The 21756-nt window shown below is 36.7% G+C and carries 16 protein-coding genes; 3 read left to right on the top strand and 13 right to left on the bottom strand.

All coding sequences use genetic code 11. The annotated features are described in order from the left end of the window. Window positions 1–60: 60 nt before the first annotated feature. Genes CZ487_RS11890 through CZ487_RS11875 form a run of 4 tightly spaced genes read right to left on the bottom strand, consistent with a single transcriptional unit; the run spans window position 61 to window position 7881 of the window. The gene (locus CZ487_RS11890; RefSeq protein ID WP_077212372.1) at window positions 61–4524 is read right to left on the bottom strand and encodes a hypothetical protein; all 4464 of its coding nucleotides are present in this window, start codon (window positions 4522–4524) and stop codon (window positions 61–63) included. Beyond that, window positions 4517–5275: a DUF6063 family protein gene (locus CZ487_RS11885; RefSeq protein ID WP_077212371.1), complete on the bottom strand. Its 759-nt coding sequence runs from the start codon at window positions 5273–5275 to the stop codon at window positions 4517–4519. Before CZ487_RS11885 ends, CZ487_RS11890 begins: the two co-directional genes overlap by 8 nt. Then, on the bottom strand, window positions 5272–6789 hold the full coding sequence (locus CZ487_RS11880) for a hypothetical protein (RefSeq protein WP_077212370.1): 1518 nt from the start codon (window positions 6787–6789) through the stop codon (window positions 5272–5274). The genes CZ487_RS11885 and CZ487_RS11880 overlap by 4 nt, the downstream gene beginning before the upstream one ends. An 18-nt stretch (window positions 6790–6807) precedes the next feature. Then, complete coding sequence (locus CZ487_RS11875) at window positions 6808–7881, bottom strand: Wadjet anti-phage system protein JetD domain-containing protein (RefSeq protein WP_077212369.1); 1074 nt, start codon at window positions 7879–7881, stop codon at window positions 6808–6810. Window positions 7882–8270: 389 nt separating this feature from the next. Here CZ487_RS11875 and CZ487_RS11870 point away from each other — a divergent pair, with 389 nt between their 5' ends. Then, window positions 8271–8606, top strand: coding sequence for a hypothetical protein (locus CZ487_RS11870; protein WP_077212368.1), 336 nt, complete (start codon window positions 8271–8273; stop codon window positions 8604–8606). 508 nt (window positions 8607–9114) lie between these two features. Here CZ487_RS11870 and CZ487_RS27980 read toward each other — a convergent pair. Continuing rightward, on the bottom strand, window positions 9115–9570 hold the full coding sequence (locus CZ487_RS27980) for a M20/M25/M40 family metallo-hydrolase (RefSeq protein ID WP_419865747.1): 456 nt from the start codon (window positions 9568–9570) through the stop codon (window positions 9115–9117). A gap of 356 nt (window positions 9571–9926) precedes the next feature. Here CZ487_RS27980 and CZ487_RS11860 point away from each other — a divergent pair, with 356 nt between their 5' ends. Next, window positions 9927–10373 carry a (deoxy)nucleoside triphosphate pyrophosphohydrolase gene (locus CZ487_RS11860; RefSeq protein WP_077212367.1) on the top strand — a complete coding sequence of 149 codons (447 nt, stop codon included), beginning with the start codon at window positions 9927–9929 and terminating at the stop codon, window positions 10371–10373. 127 nt (window positions 10374–10500) lie between these two features. On the opposite strand, the gene CZ487_RS11855 is transcribed toward CZ487_RS11860, so the two are convergent. Next, entirely contained in the window at window positions 10501–11190 is a 690-nt protein-coding gene (locus CZ487_RS11855; protein WP_139339635.1) for an excalibur calcium-binding domain-containing protein, read from the bottom strand. A gap of 638 nt (window positions 11191–11828) precedes the next feature. On the opposite strand from CZ487_RS11855, the gene CZ487_RS11850 reads away from it, so the two are divergent. Beyond that, window positions 11829–12329 carry a GNAT family N-acetyltransferase gene (locus tag CZ487_RS11850; protein ID WP_084783232.1) on the top strand — a complete coding sequence of 167 codons (501 nt, stop codon included), beginning with the start codon at window positions 11829–11831 and terminating at the stop codon, window positions 12327–12329. A gap of 107 nt (window positions 12330–12436) precedes the next feature. Here the strand turns inward: CZ487_RS11850 and CZ487_RS11845 are convergent, their stop codons facing one another. The 7 genes from CZ487_RS11845 to CZ487_RS11815 form a co-directional block, all read right to left on the bottom strand. After that, window positions 12437–12856: a hypothetical protein gene (locus tag CZ487_RS11845; protein WP_077212365.1), complete on the bottom strand. Its 420-nt coding sequence runs from the start codon at window positions 12854–12856 to the stop codon at window positions 12437–12439. A 716-nt stretch (window positions 12857–13572) separates the two neighbouring features. Next, window positions 13573–14718 carry a hypothetical protein gene (locus CZ487_RS11840; RefSeq protein ID WP_077212364.1) on the bottom strand — a complete coding sequence of 382 codons (1146 nt, stop codon included), beginning with the start codon at window positions 14716–14718 and terminating at the stop codon, window positions 13573–13575. Between the two features lie 313 nt (window positions 14719–15031). Further along, complete coding sequence (locus CZ487_RS11835; protein WP_077212363.1) at window positions 15032–16213, bottom strand: Nmad3 family putative nucleotide modification protein; 1182 nt, start codon at window positions 16211–16213, stop codon at window positions 15032–15034. A 129-nt stretch (window positions 16214–16342) separates the two neighbouring features. Then, window positions 16343–16750: a 2-thiouracil desulfurase family protein gene (locus CZ487_RS11830; RefSeq protein ID WP_077212362.1), complete on the bottom strand. Its 408-nt coding sequence runs from the start codon at window positions 16748–16750 to the stop codon at window positions 16343–16345. A 251-nt stretch (window positions 16751–17001) separates the two neighbouring features. After that, complete coding sequence (locus tag CZ487_RS11825) at window positions 17002–19077, bottom strand: sensor histidine kinase (protein WP_077212361.1); 2076 nt, start codon at window positions 19075–19077, stop codon at window positions 17002–17004. Then, a complete protein-coding gene (locus CZ487_RS11820; protein ID WP_077212360.1) occupies window positions 19052–19738 on the bottom strand; it encodes a response regulator transcription factor in 687 nt (228 codons plus the stop codon). The genes CZ487_RS11825 and CZ487_RS11820 overlap by 26 nt, the downstream gene beginning before the upstream one ends. 248 nt (window positions 19739–19986) lie before the next feature. Further along, complete coding sequence (locus CZ487_RS11815; protein WP_077212359.1) at window positions 19987–21099, bottom strand: RNA-guided endonuclease TnpB family protein; 1113 nt, start codon at window positions 21097–21099, stop codon at window positions 19987–19989. Window positions 21100–21756: the final 657 nt, after the last annotated feature.

Genomic DNA, 21756 nt, shown 5'->3' with positions numbered 1-21756 from the left:
TGATACACGAAATCTACAAATAAAATATTGACATACTTCAAGAAATGTCAGGGACAATTATTAAAACAAACTCAACTCCACATCCTCAAAGGTTCTACCCCCATGTTGAAGTACTTCTTTCATTACTTCACCCTGTTTTTGTTGCTGTAATTCTAGCTTCCAATAGACAGGAAATCGCCGGCTGACGTCTAATTTGATTAGTTCTGGTGGAGCTAATACGATCCATTGGAATTTTAATGTATCAGCAATGGAGAAGATCGGATCTAAGATGTGTGCTGATACCGCTTGTCCGAATGGGTTATCAGTGATTAATACGGACCAGTTTGAACTATTTTCTTGTCGTTTGAATGTCATGATCATCATCATGATGATGGTTCTAGCCGCGAGTAATTGTCCCCCGCTTCCTTTTGCCTCTACTTTAGAACCTTTATTTAAGGTTTCCCATGTGGTGTAGTGATGCTTTCTTGGTTTTTCATATAGAAAGGCATTCGTCGTTTGCGGTTTGTATAGACGCAAAGTTGGATAACGGTTTCTTAGGGAAACCAGCACTAATTGACTGTCATCCATATGTTTCTTTAGCTGGGCGTCTGTTAAGTTTTCAATAGAGTCTTCCGTTTCTAATAAGATTTCGATCGTTTTTGTGAAGTGTTCACGAAGCAGCCTGCGAAAGTCTTCTTCGTCCGTTGCGATAATTTCATTTAACCTTTCAACCTCCACCAATGGGAAAAGATGACCTTCTTTGTTTTTGATTTTCATCTTATTCACCATTCGTTTTAACGATTGCATGATTGTAATAACACGATAAACAGCTCGATCTACCCATACTTCCTGTGCCTGTTCTGACTTTTGTTTATCATTCTTTAGCTTTATTAATTCTTTTTCAATATGCTCAATGACGCTAGCTACAATCTGTATACTTGAATCAATCGAATCACTCTCCAATTGAGGGATAAGTTGATTAATATTTTTTCTTAATGGACTGTCCATTTGCCCATTTTGTATAGCTAGGCGCAGCTCTCTTAACTTTTCATTAAATTGACCGCGAAACTCTTCTTTCCATTCATTTAACTTTTTATTTTTGTTAATCCATTGGTCAACGGCTTGTTCCGGATTGTCATGTACCTGTTTTTTTACTTTTACTGGTACTTCTCCAACATGTTTTAGTATAGAAAGATGGTACTTCAGAGTGTTCTGTTGTGTCATCAACACTTGTTGAAAAATAGAAAGTTCTTCTAAAACTCTTTTCTGATCCCTTAAATCTTCTTCTATTGTCTTTAACTTTTCTTTTAGTGATTTTTGTTTTTCTTCAAGATCAAGATCAAGCCATGCCTCTACAGGGCGATGGTGCGATTCCAAAATTCTTGTTTCATGATATTGTTTATTTTTTTCTAATTGCTCTAATCTTCCACGTAATCCTGCTGTCTCTTTTTCTTCTGTGCGCAGCTCCAATTCTAAATTCTTTATCGTAGTCAAACTCTTATCCAGCTTCTCTTCAATGAGCTGTTTTGGTAAATTCGGATATTCTCGTCCCCTCCAAATTGGAGTAAGTTTATCAAGTTGCACAATTAATTTTTGTTGTTTTGATCGTTCATGTTTTCTATTAATATGTAGTTCTGCCAATTCTGTATTAGCATGATGTATTTTTTCTTGCATCCGTTCTAATCGTTTTAATATTGGCTTCACTTCATGAAATAGATTATTTTCCAATTGCGGAAACTCTGCCTCCTCAGAAAGCATCTTCTTATCCTTAGGGAATTGAATGGCAGGTATAACTTCTTTTAGTTCATCAACCTCTTGTTCACGACGATATTTCCATTGATCAAAGGAATTTCTCCATCGATCAAACTCTTCGTTTAAGTCTTTATGGTTTTGTTTGCCTACCTGCACTCTTTTTTCCATTAAGGATAACTTCTGACTTGCTTCCGCTTTTAAATCCTTATACTCTAGGAACTTCTGATGATCCATTACCCACGCTTTCAAAACTGGAAGGTTCTCTTTTATTTCGTCCCGTTTTAGATCAACCTGTTTCAGGTTATTGGAAAGCTCGATTTGCTTTTCTACTAAGCTGGCATTTTCCTCTTCTAACAGGCGCTGTTTTACAACTAGATCAGCAAGCTGTATTCTCCAACCTTCTTCAACTTCCGCCAATTCATGATACGTTGTAAGCCGCAGTTTTTTTATCTTTTCAAGTAAATCATTGGCAGTATCCAATTTACTTTCCGCTTGTTGTAACTCTATCTTTAAGTTCTCTGTTCGTTTTTCCAATTCCGTCTTCCAGCGATGCCACTTCTCCTTATCAAAAGCCATTTCGATCCCTTGTTCACGGGGAAGTTCAAAAGCATAATGAACGTCTTGGTTCATTCGTTCACGAATAAAGATTGGAACAGGGGAATGAGAAAGCATATTCTGAAAATCATGGTGATGAACATTCTCTTCCCACTCTCTCTCGTGAATAACAACACCATATGCGAGAAGTGGGAAACGCTCAATATAAGATACCTTGTCTTCTTCCGATAACTCATTAATCAGTTCTGTTCCATACATGGCTGGAACCCCTAATTCATCCAAGTGCTGTACTACTGTTATAACATCGTTATTTGGAATCCAATAGTGATCATTCACCAACATTGTGTCTAATTGATGGTTCCAAATTCCTTTTTTCAATTGTTCATTCAATGAGTTTAAATGAATGATCTCAGCTATCATTTGAGTTTCGACTGTTTCCAACCCATCTTCAGAGTATACTGCAAAAGGAATGTCTTTTTGAAAGAAACGGCACCACATTTGATGAAAGACTCGTTCTTCTTCCATCCGCTTTTCTTTAGCAAACTGGGCTTCCTCTATATCAATAGAGAGACTTTTCTGTTCGTTGGTTAACTTAGCTTCCATTGCTCTGTTTTCTAATTGTTCCTGATGAAGTTCTTCTTGCTCTTGTTTTGTTTCCTGTATTTTATTTTCTAACTCTTCCAAGGCCTTCATTTGTCTACTTACAACCAAGTCGGGGTTACGGTTGATTATATCTCCATACTGTTGTTCCATTATTCTAGATTTTTCGTTATGAGATTTTATAAAATCTGTGTACGTTCCTATTTTTGCTTTAATCGTGGTTACTTCTTTCTCTTCTTGGTCCAGTTGTTTTTCTAGCGCGTTTAGCCTCTTTCGATAGCTATGTTCCAAAGCATAATATCGTTCTATTTCTTGTAGTAATTCTTTTTCAATTTTTTCCCACTTTATTACAAGCTGTTCTTTCATTTGTTGAATTTGTGTTTTTTCATCTAGAAGATTTTGCTCGTTTTCTAGAAGGGATATTTGTTTCTCGATATTTTCCAGTTCTTTTGTAACTGTGATGTAATCAAGAAATTGGGTATCTATTTCAAGTTCCTGTTTTTCTGTGATATTCTTTTTAAGCACTTCATTCAAATTGACTACTTTATCTTCGATTTCTTTTAATTGTTCCGACACCTCTATAGAGTTACGAACTTCTTTCGCATACTCCAGATTATCTTTCTCCCAAAGGGCCTCTTTTTGTAACTCTACTGTTTTTCCACGTTCCTCTTTCCACTTTTCTTCCTCAAGGGCGAGGCTTTGGCGCTTTTCTTCCATGCCAAAATAAAGGTAGTTCCCCTGTTCATGGTGGTCCTTTCTTGTAGATTCAATAGACTGCCCTTTCTTTAGTTCCTCTTGAATAGGAGAAAACTTAACTTTGATTAGCTGATAAGCATCTTCCCGTTTTAACAATTTAGGCAGTTTTTGAGCGATGATGGAATTATCACGAAATATCTTCAACAAATTTTCTTCTTGGTCTTCCTCAAGATAATGACTTATTTCCGGAATAATTAAATTGTGAAACAAACCGAAATTATCTAATCCCTTTTTAAAGTAATGTTCAATTCCACCTTCATCACGATTGATGTCTTTCATATGACGCCATTCATTTCTCTCAATTCCATAAGAGGACAAATACTTATGATAGGCTGGCTGCTTTGATTTGGGATAAAACTGAAAATCTTGCTTTCTTTTTTTCAACCAGCTTTCCAACTCATCAAAAGAAATTGCCTGCCTAGTTTCATCGTCATAAATCGGCAGTGTATCTATGCTCCAATCTGTCGGTTTTTGATATTTTCGAGTGTAAAGAAAATATTGAGGTTCTGTATCCGTTTCTTCCGTCTCGTGGCCAAACTTTCGATCCGATGTTATACAAATACCGGATACTAACCATTCAACTGGATCTGTGTCCAGACGCCATTCAATAGCGACATGGAAAGTATATGGGTCAAACTGCAATTTCTCATTATAAAATAGTGCATCAATATGATTCTCTCCATGTTTTCCCCAGGTTGTTAATGGCATCATCGTCTGAAAAATCATTTGTAGCAGCATCCCTTTACCGCCACCGTTCATTAACGTTAACAACGTATGCTGTGGTTCTTCCTCATTGAGAAAATCAAAAATGGTATCCTCATAATGTTTGCGCATTTTATCGTACTTAACACCTGTTATTCTTACTTTCTCTATTCTAGGCATCGGTTTCACCTCCTGAATCTAAAGTTGCTAACACGAGCTCTTTCATTTCTTCATAACGAGCTTGCTGATGATACCCCTCTTCTAGCCGCTCATATAACTCTACTTTAGGGATAACCCGTTTCTCATCTTCAACAATATAAACAAGGCCCTCGTCCCGCAGTAATCGAATAGCCATATGAATAAGACCTATATGTGTTCTACGAGTACTAACTATTCGGTCTCCGTTCGTTTCAGAATCTGTATCTACTGGCATCGTATGCCAAAGGTCGTACATGTCTCGAATGGCTAAACCATAAGCCTCACTAAACTTCCCGTCCGTGTCATCATGTTCTTTCTTCCATTGTGTGAGAAGTTGTGTCATATTTTTCTCCAATAAATAGTATGAAACCCCTGAATGCTCCCAGCGAATATTTGTCGTTGATGGGATATCAATTTCTGATAAAAAGACAAAGATAATGGTGTTTATCAGATGAAAGTACTTTTTATTTTCTACATCAGTATATTTCTTTTTGAACTGCGTATAAGATGTCGCAAAAATAGAGCCCTCTGGTCTTGCTACAAGATGAATACGATCTGCCGTTTGAATGACACGCGTTCTAGACTCCTCGGCTAATATTTTGACCGCATCCCGGATCTCATCTTCTTCAAAATAAGGAGTTAAGAAAGGATCATTGTTTAGAACGATTTTCCTATTTACTAAATAAAAAAATATCTTTGCAGCATCTTGAAGTTGTTGACTTGAAAAACTCATGCTTTCACTTCCTTTGCATCTGTTAACTGAAGGACAAAAGGTGATATATTAAGACCCTGCCACTCAATCATACGCTCATCTGAATTTATAAAAGAGGTGATTACCTTCCCATCTAACTCATAAAAACGATCTTGCCTGGCTGCTAGTCGCTGAATTAATAGTAATCTTTCATCCGTTTGTTCTTTTTCAATATCTATGGAGTTGACCGTTAAAGGCTCACTGTGGAATAGTAACCAAAGATCGATAGCTTCCTTTTGCTCCAACCATTTTTCTTGTAAAGATTTTGGGATGTTCCGTAGATTGGCTATATGACATTCCCCTTTTTCTAAAAGTTCGACAAATAAGGGTTCCCAAAGCCGCGTTACCTTCTCCCAATCTACTTCGCGTTTTTTATATGTGATTTCTTCTATCAGCTCTAATGAAGCCACTTTTTTCTCCGGTACTAGAAATTCTGTCTCCTGCTCATTCCAGCTCCAATCAAGAGGATATATAAAATGAGGTTGTACAGAAAATAATGGTTGAAGCAATGTGGCCATATCATCAGCTGCTGGAAGTCCTTCTGCGACGATCCAGTCTTGAAAATAGCTTTTTTGAAAGGAAATTTGTTGCTGTTTCCAAAAAAGGCTCGGAAACTCATATCTCAATTCTATTTCCAAACGCATATTTGCGATAACCTGACTGGCCAATTGATCATGAATACGACGAGTTTGCTCCAATTTCTCAGAGATTTCATAATTCTTCTCGGAATCAGTAATTCTATGTAGTAAAGATCTCATCTGTTGAAACCTCTGTTTCTCCTCCTGAAATTGTTGTTTCACTTCTTGTTCTCTTTCACTTCGTAACTCTGCTTCTTTCTGAAAAATAACCTTTGGATTTCGTTTTATACTGTCTCGATATTCCAGCTCTCTCGCAATCATTCGTTTCACACGAGCCATTAAATCATCCAACCCTGACAAAGCTTGTTGGAAATGACCATTATTCACCAAATGCTCAATGTACAACTGATCAATGGTAATTTCTAATTCTTGTAGAATTTCCCTGCTCATAAAGATCAGTTCTTTCGCTTCATCTGAGCACTGGTAAACTGTTTTTCCTCCTTTCGCCCATTCTGACCGAGAAAGTTCCATATCCTCAACCAAAAAGCGAAAGCGATGGTCCTTGACGGTTTTCTCCTTCTCATCAAACCACTTAGCAGAAAAAGGCTGCTGGAGATCAGCTTGTCCGCTCCATAATAATCCATCTACAAACCTTTGAATGACATCGTCCTCTAGTTCTCCTTCTAGTTGACTTCTTATTTGTAAGTCTTCCAGGCATTGATAGGTTATTTTCGTTATATCCTGTTTTTTACGATCCGTGTTATTTTCCAGCTCCCGATAAAATATTTCTAACAGAACACCAAGAGCTAACATTTGTGCATACTCATTAAGCACCGAAAGCTTCATTCCTGATGCTAAATTCCATATCGGGTTCAACCGCTTCATCCGTTCCCCAAACCCTTGCCAGCGTCTGTTCATTTCTGTTCTCCCTTTTCTTTATTCTTCCCAAGTATCAAGGGATAAAGCTTCTTGCGGGATTCGAAGTTTATTTTCCCAAAGCTCTTTAACCACTGTCGCCATATCTTCGCGCCCATTTTGTACAATCTCTTTTATTACATGTGTGAGGTAAGGCGTATTGGCTACTTGTTCCGTCTCTGTCCTATTTGTCTTTCCTTTGTCTATTAACGCATCATAAATGGATATAGCAAGTTGAATATTCTCTTCGGGATAATTTTCTTTCAACCTTACATATATCCCCCAACCTTCAGGGTCTATATCACCTACGTAGTAGATAGTTAGGCCTTTTTTGTTAATTATCTCATTTAAGAAACTAAAACTTTTCTCAATTTTCTTGCCTTCTCCATATATCAGCAGATCTGGATTAATTCCTTTTATATTTCCCCCACTATTCAATAACTGCCTGCATGTATGATAAAAAGATAGATTTTCCACAATTAAAACCGTTTTAGCATCCGAAATCAAGCGGTTAGGAGCAGGCCAAAACACAAACGGTTCTCCATATACCTTTGCCTTTAAGTCATCTAGAGTAAGCTGTAATCGTTGTAATAATACTCTGCCCTCAAAAGAGAAATATTTTTCTTCGCCAAATAACTGAAAAGCGCGTTCTTCTCTTGTGACCCATTGAAAGTTCTCTCTCTGTTTTAAGAAATTATAGATTTTCTCAATATTTCCCCATTCTAAGTCTGTTTGCCATTCAGGATGTTGACGATACTTTGATAGGTTAAGAAAATCAGAAAAGGCCATTATCTGATTATCACTCCACGAGCTCTCAACAGGTGCTGGCAGCAGCCACCATTGTGTATGAATACTAGGTCGTCTTCCGTTTAATTGGCTATTCTTTACAGGGGTCATCATTCCCTCTTCGATAAGTTCCTTCATAACTTGAACGAAAACTTGGTAGCCGTTCTCTACTTGATAATTTATAGAGTTATTAAACTTATTTTTTATGATATAGTCCTCAATGGTCTGAGCATCAATTCTTCTTTTTCGAGAAGGTAACTGCATCTCGGTTAAATAATTTGTTAACCATTTCTTCATCTTTTGTCTCATTCATTTACCTCCTTTTTCCAATCCTCTCATGATTATTCTACTAAAATTGACAAGATCCGCCAATGCCTTTCCAGTTTCTATTTATGGTATCTTATTCGTATCAATTGATAGTTTAGGGACAGAAAAGGAAAAATAGGGGAGAAATTGAAGAATCATGGAATCTTTCTGATTATGACCAGCATATCGCGAATATAATGGTAAAAATAATGATGTCCATTCTATTGGCTGAGCCACTTTACACAAAGAGACTTTTGTTTCGATGATGGAAAATGGATATTAATATGCGTAGAAAACGGCGTGATGGTCACGTGTATGAAGGGAAAACCACAAAATTATTTCATTAATAATCCTGGGTATTTCTATTTTGGCAAAGTAAAGGATGTGTTGAAATGAGCCAGTATAGACAAGATGTTCTAAATTATGGTGACGATGTTAATGATATTGATTATAGTGCATATGAGCATTTGAGGATGCTACATGATAGAACTCAGCTTGAGAACGTAAAACATAAATTGAATATGGAAGAAAAAATCTTATTGACCATGTATGACCTAATTCTTTTAAAGAAAGCCGAAGAAATGGCTAAACATATCGGCAGCGTTTATGATTTTTCCCTTTCTGATACAAACGGAATTCCACTTGAACAGTGGTGGTGGCATCTTGATAAGGTTGCAAAAGGTAAATTATATGTAGAATATAATTCCACAACAGAAAAAGTATTCTAAGAGGCTTTTTTTGAGAAAGCCAGTGCCTGTCCCTCTACTACAGGAATGCTTTACTACGGTAGGCGAATAGGCACCTATAGGTCATATGACATTATCCATCTGTTATCGTAAATCCTGAACCACCTTGTGTCCTTAAAATGCTGTACTTCTCTTCTTAAGGCTTTCTTCCATTATTCAATCACTTCTTGAACACTCGCCATCCCTGATTCTCCTTTCCCTCTATATTTCCCACAAACCATAGGACACATAGTTTGCCGAAGTAAAATAGAACAACCGCCTCCTAATTGAACTGGAGACGGTATGTCCTATTTTTATAGAAATCCCCTTCTTCAGTCAAACCGCAAGACCGATAAGGAGGGTTATTTCAATTTTCCTTTTCATTAGATTTTGGTTGGTTTCCCCACCAGCCCTTTCTTCTGAAGTACAATACAATAGCAGTGCCTAGCTTGCTAAACCATTCTTACCTACTAAGATTGAACCAAAAGAGTTGAGTTACTAGTCCCAGTTATTAGTTGTTTGCTAAAGACTTGATAACCTGTAATAAAACATTAGACGTCTTTTCTATATCTTCATAAGATGTGAATTCGTCTTCACAATGGCTCAACCCTTGAGCACTAGGTGCAAAAATCATTCCTGGTTTCACAATTTTACTAATATGAGACGCATCGTGTTGCGAAGTACTTGTAATATATTGATAGGAATAGTCGTAAGCTTTTACTGCTTGCTCAATATGTTCAATAACTTCATTTGAAAAAACACTTCCTTTAACACCCCATGTTTGATGAAAATCTAACTCGACTGATCTTCTCTCAGCGATTTCTCTTAGCTGTTTCTCTATATCCGCAACGGCTTTATTGATAACATCATCATCTGAATGTCGAAAACCAAACGTAAATTTTACTTCGCCATTACTACTAGACCATTTTGATGGAAAGACATTAAATACATTAACAGTGCATTCAATCCCATCAAATAAAATTTTACTATAGTAGGGGACAGGCCCCTAATCGTAGCTCTCTACTTATATTTTTTCTTGAACTCTTCCAATTCTTAAAATTGAGACATTTCGTAAATAACATGCATTGTTCAATCTAACTGTAAGAATTCTTCTCGCCCTCTTTTGTGTACATTCTTATGCAGAGGACATGCTATAATTTAACCAGATGTCGTAAGAACGTTGGAGATGTCTAGCCCATACTGCTTAATAGTCGAATCCTAAACCATATAAATGGATAATGAACACTTTTCGTAAATCTTAAAATATCTTCGTACAAACATGACATTATCCGTTGAATAAAATAATTTACGTGGAGGATAACCTTGAAGAAAACAGTCAAAGTTGTTGCGGCAATTATTGAGAATGATCAAAACCAAATTTTGTGTGCACTTCGATCACCTTCAATGACCACTCCTAATATGTGGGAATTTCCAGGAGGAAAGGTAGAAGCCAATGAGGATCTATTTTCTGCATTAGAAAGAGAAATTAAAGAAGAATTAAACTGTAAAGTAAAAGCGAAAGATTTATTCAATGAACATTCACATGAGTATGAGACGTTTATCATTAACCTAATTACCATTAAATGTATCGTTACCGAAGGAATACCAATCCCAAGTGAACACTCAAAACTTATTTGGCTAAAACGGGAGAACCTTGATTCCCTCAAGTGGGCACCTGCAGATATCCCAGCAGTAAAACAGCTAATAAACGAGGAAAAAGCTGCCTCAAAAGGTAATTCGGCAAATTCATTATTGTCGAACTCTCATTAAAATTCTTAGAAAGTTTTTTGGAAAGCAGCGAAATTTCTTCACCCAAACAAAGAATCCCAACAAGTGTTGATTTAACAACATATGTTGGGATCCTAACTTTAATAATAAGCTCTACTACGCTAAAGTACTATTTATCACAACCTATCCCATCTCCATCACGATCAAGATGTTTCCCATATCCGGGCTCTCCTTTACGAATCGGTGCAGCGCCAGCCTCCTTAGCTTCCGTACAATTTTTATAATGCACATTTGTTGCTTTCTCTTGTTCCTCTGCTTGACGAGCTGCCTCTTCCTGTTTTCGCTGCTCTTCCGCTACTCGAGCTGCTTCTTCTTGCTTACGTTGTTCCTCTGCTAATCGAGCTGCCTCTTCCTGCTTACGCTGTTCCTCTGCTAGTCGATCTGCTTCTTCTTGCTTTCGCTGTTCCTCTGCTAAGCGATTTGCTTCTTCTTGCTTTTGTTGTTCCTCTGCCAGGCGATCTGCTTCTTCTTGCTTTCGCTGTACCTCTGCTAACCGATCTGCTTCTTCTTGCTTTTGCTCTTCGGTTAGTTGATCTTCATCTTGTACAGCCTTTTCCTCCTCTATATCAGCAGCTTTTTCTCCTGAAGGTCCTACAAGAGCAAATGCGGAAATCCAGCTAAAAAGAAATCCTACTAATACAATGATCCAAGGCTTTAAAAAGGTCCTTTTCCCTTTTGATTTCTGCACATACTGATAAACTCCAAAAATTAGAATAATTATTCCTATCCATGCAACCGGCGTAATGATGGCGGCCATCAAGCAAACTAATATCAATAGTATCATTAATACCCATTTCATTATTTTCAATTATGACACCTCAATTAAGTACGTTTAATATTCTTCAGCAAATTGATTTATCTTAAAAGTGAGAAAACTAATTATAAATCCTTAACTTAAAGTTTAGAGTCTAGTCTACCCTAAGGTTATTTTACAAAGTGATTAGACTCAGTTTCTGTAGGGTCTTCTTGCCCAAACGTTTAGTTGTGTTCGTATCCCCAGCATGTTCCTCACCTCCACAATCAGTGACAAATACCAACCATTAACAAAGTTGGTATTACAATTAAACCACTCAAATCCTTTCACCTTCTTGGAATTTCATTTATTAACATAATCAACTTTGAAGTATTAATTCAAAAACGGTTCCTGTCATTAATTGAACTCAACAGACTTTTTTAGGTTTTTCTTTCTCTAGCATAATCACTGCCTATCCCCACTGCAGTAATGCTTTATTACGGCGAGGTACTAACATTTTGATACAAAATTATATTTTATAAAGGATTCCTGAAATAAAAAGAGAATTTAATAACGGTAAAAAAGTACTAGTTTGGAGAATAAAAAAGGGAGATTATAATTTTTTTCTGAACTTTTTAAAAAACAGGATCATGTATGTTATCAAACCGTGTACAAGTGTGCAATAAAGAAGGAGATGTTTCAAATTGCTTATTCGGAAAATGATCAGTAATGAGTTAGAGTTTGTTAGAAATCTTAGGATTAAATCTTACGAGGAATATAAAGATTTAGTTTCAGAGGAACATTGGAGTGCACTTAAAGGGACTCTTACTTCGGACCAAGATCTAAATCCAGGTGTTGAAATATTTGTTATGGAAAACGAGGATAAAATCGTAGGAAGCGTTGCTCTGTTTCCTGCTAAGTTGGAGGCTTACGAATGGACTTCAAACACGATCGATTATCCTGAAATTCGTATGCTTGCAGTAGAACCCACTGCCTGTGAACAAGGAATTGGTAAATCCTTAATACAACATTGTATACATCAAACTATGATTAAAGGCTATTCCCATATCGGACTTCATACGGCTGATTTTATGAAAAATGCTATCTTATTATATACAAAAATGGGATTTGAACGAGTGCCCCAGCTTGACTTTGAACCAGCCAATGATGGCGTTATCGTTAAAGGCTTTAGACTTAATATTTAATTGTATTCACAGTAATATTCAGTGCCTGTCCCCCACTGCAGTAATGCTTTACTACTGTGGGGGACAAGCACCAACATCCTCGAAGGACTACTGCATAGACCTTTCATTTATTTAACTATAAATTCCGCGAAAAAACTTCCTTTTGTTTTCTTGCCATCAAATTGGATGGAATGCCACTTGCTTGCTGTCATGAAATCGAATTCACCTTCGCCATCTTCTTCAAATGTTTTTGTATAGATCTCTCCTGACTTGTTTCGCAGATTAATCGTGATGGCCCCCTTTTCCACTTGCACTGAATACTTCAGGGTAACCGTAGCCCCTTTCTGAAAGCGAAAATAAAAATACTCGAACCCATTAAATAATTTATATCTTGCACGGCAGGAGCGATTATTATGCGATTGAACAAACCCTACATAGGAACCGAAACGGAAACGAATAATTCTCTTTTTCCACAAAATATAACCAATTATGAATAAAGTCGACGTATAAATGACCCCGAAGAATATTTGTAGAAATTGTGTGTCCAAAAGCGAACTCTCCTTCCATACACAAGGAAACGGCTCTTTTGTTTTCTCCTATTCACTTAAAAAAAGAAAAGCAATGATCGATCCTTCAAATAAATAATACCACTCTATTATAGCGAACATTATCAGGCGTTCCCATTACTCTAGTAGAAAAATGGGATATTTTACATGTTTGTTAGAAACATATATCTACTTTTTATGATCCAGTGAAGTCTTTTTTAAAGGAACCTGTATTAGACACAAATAAATAGCTACCATTCCTGCATTTTTAGTTAAGTTATTTGTTCTGATTCAAATAGAGTCTGATTTTAATCATTTATAGAATCATCAGAGCCAAAGGGATACTTTTAATTCTTTTTTATTTCCTCGGAAAGCGCAGAAACCGACAATTTCCTGCGAATAATGCTGAAAAAGTACCCTTTTCGTCCTCTCCTATGGTGAAACACGGTAAAAAAACCCGTTTCTGCTGGATTCAAATTACAGAGAAAACATAACCGGGGGATGTTTTGTGTAGTTGAACTGTAAGGTTGCAAAGATAACCTTATAAAACCACAATCAAAAATAATAAGTCCCTTATGAGAACAAAGGGACGGACCTACGTTTCCTTAGTTTAGCAATTCTAAAGTAACAAGAGTCCGTCCCCATCTATCAATAAACAGCGTCAGGAGTATATCATTTTTTACGTAAAACTTAAGCACCCCTTTTTCCTTTAAATAATTTTAAAGTGATTCTCTATTTGTCGCTTCATACTCCTTAACTCTTTCAATGTATTCTTTATATATCTCCAAAAACAATTTAAGATGATTCTCATTAAATATTAGTGACAAATCGAAACTTGGTCTTTTATTGAGTCGTTGCTCATCTATTATCAAGCCTGGAATGGTTTCGAATTTCTGTTTCAATCCCTTTTTTGCTTCGACCGATACGAACGGTTCTTTAAAATGTTGGAATTGTAATTCAACTAAAGTTGTTTTATCTGTTTGATAAATTGAGCATAGTTGATGGCTTGCTATTCGTCCATCATAAGTAGGAATAAAGCTGCCATGAGTACGCCCTCTTCCCCACCAAATACGACACCCAAACGATTCGAATTCTTGAATGAGTTTTTTGCACGTTTTTACAGCTTGTTCACCACTAATATTTAGAACATCATTCAGGAAACTCTCTTCATCCCATGTACCCTTTTCATTTTTCTTCGCTTGAACTGCAGTTGAAGTCCGGCCAATAATTTTAGGTACTAACGTTTTCATTCCATCTATCGATTCATAGTGCTTAATTTCTAGGCCTAATACCTCCGTCTCCGTCATCTGTTCATTTAAGAATTCTATAATTCTCTGTAAACTCATAGGTATCTCATCCGCAACAAACATCAACCTAATTTTTCCAACCTTGAGATTAGTTTCAACATTTCCCCAGAACATATCTTCATTTGAAGCACTCATTCCTATTGTTTCTAAAGATAATGTTTTCTCTTGTTCTAACTGAGTTTCATAACACTCTCGCAAGGTATCTATTTCCCAATAAGAAGTAGCATTTGCAGCATAATCTAACATTTGGGCTACGACTTCTCTCCGAACTCTAGTATCTGTTGATCTTTTAACCTCAACAAATGTAGGTACAGCATCTTGGTCAATAAACAGATGATCTAAAAACCATTGATTCCCGCCATTTGCTTCTGAGGGGATGCCAATTTCACGAGAGACAAGAATCCAACGTCTGGGGTCATTCGGATTAATTTGTTCTCCTGCTAAGATATTCGGATATTTCTCAATAATTTCTTGAAAGATGTCCTCTGTTTCAAATTGAGTCTGTTTCATTTCAACAAATTTATTATCTTTATCTATAACAAAAATACTACTGTACATTTCTTACCACCTATTTCGGTTTGAATAAATTGTGACTTTAGTTACCTTTTTAGGACAAATCTTTTCCGTATAATAAATTATTGAATTCCTTTCCATTCAAATATTTCTTACTTTAATATCCCCATTCTTATAACGAAAATACGAGTAGCAGTATGTCTTGATTTGATGCTAGCTAATTTCCACATAATGAATTTGAGGAGCATCACTTAAGAAATCTACAAACAGTTTAGCCATCTCACTACTATCTTTAACTAATAAAGAAGATATTAGTATTGCCATTTCAACAAGTTTTTCCTATATAAATTTTTACTTTTCATTCACTAATATTTTTATAATTCAAGTAATGCTCCAGCGTCTTCACATATGTTTTCCAATCCTTATATTGTTCTTGGATTTTCCCAACCAAGACAGCGTCAATCAGATTTTCTTCGTTATAGATACCGTGGCGCCGCATGCTTTCCAGTCTATTCATATATTGCTTTACAGAAATGGGCTGTAACTGCTTTTCTCCTTTTATTAGGGTATGTTTCTGCATCAAATACTCCTGAAAGTTCAACGCTTTACTGTCCTCCTTTGCTGAAGGCGGTTCAGGACGGTAAATATTATGTTGATTTTTTACGAATAGGTCCCGCAACCATTTTTCTCCTTTTTCTGACAGTTGTGTAACGAACTCTTGACCAATCCCTGTCCTCACTGTACAAAATCCTTCTTGTATGTGTTCCCAAGTCTTTTGGTGGACCTGTGTGAGATTCTGATAAAAAAAGATTGGCAGTTTCCAAGTAGCTTTATTAGACTCCTTATTGTTTGAGAGCAATAAGGAGTCATTTAGAGTAGTAAAATAACCACAGCCTGGAATCTTTAAATCCTCAAATAACCATTGATCAGGTAAAAAAATATAGTTTTTCTGGTTTCTTTTAAAAGCGGCTTCTGTGATGTGAGGATGATGTTCGAGGTTGTATTGTTCAATGATTTCTTTACATTCCTTATAAGTTTCTATTCTCTTCTTTATCTTAAGCCACCCGTAAATATAGTGGCCCGATATTTTTCTATGGGATGTTGACTGAAACCCACCAAAGAATAGAAAAATAGACCCTTCATTAACATTGTGATTTTCTAAATGGGGTGCAGCATTAAACTGACCAAACCCCTTGCCGATTTTGAACTTATCATTAACTTCTATCCAAGGAGGAAATCCTAGCATTGGATCGAAATGAGCAAATAAATCACGATCATCAATGGAAACGTACTCATTTTTTCGTAACTTTACACGGTCCGTCCCCTTCAAACTTTTATACACTTCACTCAGATTAGACCCTTTCAGGCCGCTAAGATAGTCCTTTTTCACAGGTATATCTGTATATCGAATCTGATTCGAATAACTATTTACCTTTTCCGGTATGGGACACCATATATACTCTCCTGTTTCATGGTTATATGGAGACAAACACCCTCCGCTGCCGGAATCAAATCCTTTTCTACTAAGGACTAGTTTCATAACAATCCCTGCCTTTAATTATTATTGTACAGGTTAAAAACCAAACGTAACTAGCGAGAAAGCTTAGGTTAAAATTAACGGGTTCTATTTTTCAGCTAATTGTTCCTCTGACATTACTGTTAACCCATTTCACTTGAGAAGAGCAGAGGTTACGCCATTTCCTGCATTTTTTATCCCTTTGAATTCACCATTGTATATCATTGAACTGCCGCAGGATGGGCTATTTTCCTTAAGAATAACTGTAGTTGCCTTTATTGTAATCGCTTTTTCTAAAGTAGCATAAGCACCTTTGATGTAGAACTCAGTTACATCCTTACCTGATTTTTCAACCACCTTTGCCTTTCCATCAAGCACATCATCTCCGTCTCCACCAATGATCTCAGCTGGTTCTCTTGGAGTAGAAAATCCACCAGCTAATTCCGGACATATAGCTACAGCTTTATTCTCTTCTACCAATTTTTTTATCTTGTTATTTAAACTATGTGTACCGTTGTACCTCACTTCATAACCCGCTAAGCAGGAGCTCACTAGTATCATAAGATTCTCCTCCACAAAATATTAATCGTTATTCCTAATATTCTAACATCAGAGAGTTGCAAATATGAATTGATAAGTATTTAACCCGAGAAAAGGCTATTTGACCAGGATCAAGTTGTTTAATAAGGACCGTTATGAAGGATGGACTTCTACTTTACACCGAGCCTATTGAACCGGACTTTTTAAGAGAATAAAAAAGAATAGGACATCATTTGATATCCTATTCTTAGCCCTTGCTATATGATCTATTATTAATCGGTGTATTTAGGCAAGTAGATGACTGCCTTAAATAAATCACCGTCAATTTGTATATTAAATTTCCCCTTTTGTATCTCTATTAGGTTTTTGGCAATGGATAGCCCTAACCCACTCCCTTGGCTGGATCTGGACTCATCGCCTCTTTTAAAACGTTCCATTAATTCGTCCGCTGAGATATTCAACTCAGTTGCTGAGATATTCTTGAAGGTGAGGAGTATTTCGCTGCCCAAATCCTCTATATCTATATAAACCCTTGATCCTTCGTGTGCATATTTAAAAATATTTGATAATAAGTTCTCTATCGATCTCCACAAAAGTTTCCCATCAGCAGTCACATAAATCTTATCTTTAGGATAATTCATCTTAAAATCCAAATCCATGGCTTCAATTTTGTCATTAACTTCCCCCAGCCCCTGAGTGATTAAGGACACGATATCAATTTTCACAAAATCAACTGGAATATTTCCGCTGGAAGCCTTCGCCGCTTCAAATAGATCATCTGTTAAGATTTTTAGCCTTTTTGATTTTTGATCCAAAACTTCGACGTATTCCTCAGCCTTTGATGGAAGCTTTTCATTCTTCAATAGATCCACGTAGGTGATGATGGAAGTTAAAGGGGTTCTAATATCATGCGATACATTGGTGATAAGCTCTGTTTTTAATCGTTCACTTTTTAATTCGCTGTCAACTGCTTTTTTCAACCCATCCGTGATGCTGTTTATATTATCAGCAAGTTTTCCAAACTCCCCATTTCCACTCACTTCGATCCGATGATGAAGATTTCCATCCTTAATGGTCTCTACCCCTTCCTGTATAGCCTGAAAGGATTTGACCTTTTTAAAAGCAAACCATGCTGCAATACCAATCGTTACCGGGAACATGAAGAACGTTAATGCTATCAAAATCGGATAGCCGATTACGATTAAGACAGTCTTTACGCCAACGCCGCCACTTCGATAAACATCTCCTGTAAATTTCACTATCATATGGATAAAACAATAGATCAAAGTATGTTTGAAAAGCGTTCTATTTTTAACATGCTTCACGAGTGACAGTACCAATACTAATCCAACAATGGAGAAAAGCACCGTTATAGGTATGATCATTTTATTGATATTTCGAAATACATCATCTACCAAAACCACCCAAAGTGGAAAAAGCATCATACATATCACTATTTTGATATCGTTATATATTTTATCAACACCATTTAGGTATACCGCTTGCTCCTTAAATGACTTTCTCCCTATTACGAGGATAAGATAAACAAATGAAAGAATGAATCCTCCGAGAAATCCTGCTAATTTATATAAGTTTTTTATTGCAATAGCCTTGTTTTCTTCCCATTCATTTATTTTTTGATCCAAAAATCCCTCTGAAAAAGCAACATACAGAACCGAGTTTTCTGGGTCCAATCCATCCAGATCCTGTGTGATCAACCTTAAATGTTCGTTTCCTTCCGTTTCTTTTGGAAAAATCTCTTGTTTGTAATTCTCAAAAATCATATAAGAAGGGTAGGTTTCAAACTTTGTCTTTTCTGTTATCGTTGTATTGGTAAACACATTTGCTCCGTCGCTGGCATAAAACACTACTCCCTCGAACTCTTCCAGATTTTGCATAAGCAAATGATATTCCTTTAAATCCTCCTTGATCATCTGTTCCTTTGCTTGAGAGATTTCGTCAGCATATTTTTTTTGAAAGGCTTCATAGTATTTCTCTTCAGGCAGCTCAGGAATAAAGCTTTCCGACTGAAGTTGATAATCTGAAAATAAGTTGTCTTCTACACTTTTCCATTCAGCCTCATCAATGGTTCCTCCATTTACTATATGTTCCTCGTTCTTAAACTCCCCGATTAGTCTTGAAAGACTGCTTACAAGATGTTCACTTTCCTGAACATAGGCCCTGCTTTTAAAATAGTTATCTTCAGTTGCACTGCTAAAATTCCCATCATTTACAATCTCAACTTCTACAAATGCTTGGATCACACCCGTAAAGCAGATGATAGCCATGATAAAAACAATGATTTTGGTTATAATTGAATGGCTATATTTTTTCAACTTTATATCCAACTCCCCACACCACCTTCAAATATTTTGGCTCTTTCGGATTAATTTCTATTTTCTCTCTGATCTTTCTTATATGGACAGATACCGTATTTTCCGGGTTAAAAGCTGCCTCATTCCATACCTTTTCATAGATCTCCTCTATCGAAAAAACCTTTCCAGCATTTGCCGTCAATAGCTTTAAAATCTTGTATTGCACCGGTGTAAGATGAACTTCCTCCCCATCGACAGTGATGGTTTTGCTTTCGTCGTCGATCATGAGTCCACCAGTCTGTAAAATGCTGCTCCTCGTCTCAAGACCTCCTAATGTTGTATATCTTCTCAGCTGTGATTTAACTCGGGCGATCAGCTCTAAAGGATTAAATGGCTTGGTAATATAGTCATCTGCTCCAAAGTTTAATCCTAATATTTTGTCATAATCCTCGGATTTCGCAGAAAGGATGATTAACGGGATATTATTTTCTTCTCGGATCTTCATGGTAGCTCTTATCCCATCCATCTTCGGCATCATAATATCCATGATAATAAGATGGATTTCATGTTCTCTAATCACTTCTATAGCTTCCACTCCATTAAAAGCTTTAACGATTTTATAGCCTTCATTTTCTAAATAAATTCCAATTGCGTCGACAATCGCTTTATCATCATCACAAACTAATATGTTCATGGAAGTTCACTCCCAAAAGTTATTTGTAACATTTCTATCACCTCTTTTTCGTGCTAAGAGAATGATATCAATCAAATCTTAATATACACTTAATGCATTTCTTAAGATTTTCTTAGTGTTGTGAACTACTCCCACCACTTACCACCCTTACGGGTCGCTTGAAGTGGGGGCTTCTCGACTTATCGTTTCTTTTACTAGCCAACGAAAAATGACCGAGCTAACCCTCTTGTTCCAAGAGTTTTCCGTTTCTATGCTAACGCCAATAAGCGAATGCCTTCATTTTTGATATTGATTGCTGAATTGTAGTCACGACCTGCCACATAACCGCATGAACAGTTGTATGTACGTTCAGACAGTTTCATAGGGTTTTCTGCACCACAACAAGAACACTTCTTAGTGGAAGGGAACCACTTATCAATTTTCACGAGTTGTTTTCCTTGTTCTTTTAGCTTGTACGCTAAGAAAGTAGTGAACATCCCCCAACCATTGTCGTGAACGCTTTTTCCAAAGTGAAGGGCTTGAGACATTCCTTTCATGTTCAAGTCCTCAATTACGACAGCATCAAAGTAAGAAGCCAATTCTTTTGACTTAAGGTGAAGAAAATTCTTGCGTTGGTTCGCTACTTTTTCATGTAACTTCGCTACTACTAGGCGTTGCTTATTCCAACGTTCAGAACCTTTCTTACGCTTGGCAAGAATACGTTGTGCTTTCGCTAATTTATCTGACATGACACGATAGTAGTGAGGATAATTGGCTTTCTCATTCTCGCTACTAACATATAACTCAGCCATAGCAAAATCTAACCCAATGACATTTTCTATTGTTTTAGGCTTTATCTCTTTTTCGTATTCTGTTAGTACAGACACATAGTATTTCCCTGACTTCGTTCTCGAAATGGTGCAGGATTTCAGTTTATAGTTCTCAGGAATTTCTCTATGCTGTTTGATTTTCACAAATTTTAGCTTAGGTAATTTGATATGACCATCTTTCAATTCGATGTTTCCATTGACTAAGTTAGTTGTGTAGGATTGTTTTGCTTTACGGTTCTTGTACTTTGGAAATTCCGCATTTCCTTCAAAGAAATTCTTATAAGCAGTCTGCAAGTTGATCTGTGCGTTCGCTAAGGCTAATGAATCCACTTCTTTCAGGAACGGAAACTCACCTTTGTATTTTGCTGGAGTCGGAAACTTTTCCTTTTTAAGTATTTCTTTATCGTCCTTGAACTTTACATAGGTTTCCTTGCGTTCAGCTAACATCTTGTTATAGACAAAACGAACACAGCCGAAAGTTTTTGCTAATAATACTGCCTGTTCTTTGTTTGGGAACAAACGGAATTTGAAAGCTTTGTTTTGCTTGGTCATACCAATTCACCTCCTAATATCTCTTATAATTTCATAATAGAACAAACGTTTGCATTATACAATCATTTTGGCTAAAGCCAACCGAAATTCATCTCCCACCTACTCATCGGGCTATCACCCTTCACATTCCTTGAGGATGGGAGACTTCTTTCGGAGATCCGTTAAAAGGATCAAAAAATAATTCAGCAAATAGAAGACTCGCAGCTAGTTATGATAGAAATAAGAAAAACGCCAAACTTATCGTCTGGCGTATCCTTCAATGGCCGTTTATTGATTTGATTGTATATCGTAGGGGTATTTTTTGGGTGGAGAATTATCATGGGGGCATGCTTAGGGAGGAATTTGTATGGAGTTTTTGGGGGAAGAAACTCTCTCGCTTTTAATTAACCGATTACAAATAGTGAACAAACATGTTCTCTAAAACAATAAGATCGTAACTGTTTTTCGTTCCCATCCCTCTCATGATGGCCGTGGCACGCTTGCACTAGACCTCTTTCGGCTCTCATTCCTTTTTAAAGTCAATGCCTGTTCCCCACACTACTACTACGCTGGGTGAAATGCACATAAACTAGTTTATATAAAATTAGCGCTTCGTGAATTTCCGCTTACTCCATTCCAACTAAGATAACTTACAAATACCGCTAATATAAGGGGAAA

Origin of the sequence: Robertmurraya dakarensis, assembly GCF_900156875.1 — a bacterium.
Classification (GTDB): Bacteria; Bacillota; Bacilli; order Bacillales; family Cytobacillaceae; genus Robertmurraya; species Robertmurraya dakarensis.
This window is presented reverse-complemented; position numbering and strand designations above follow the sequence as displayed.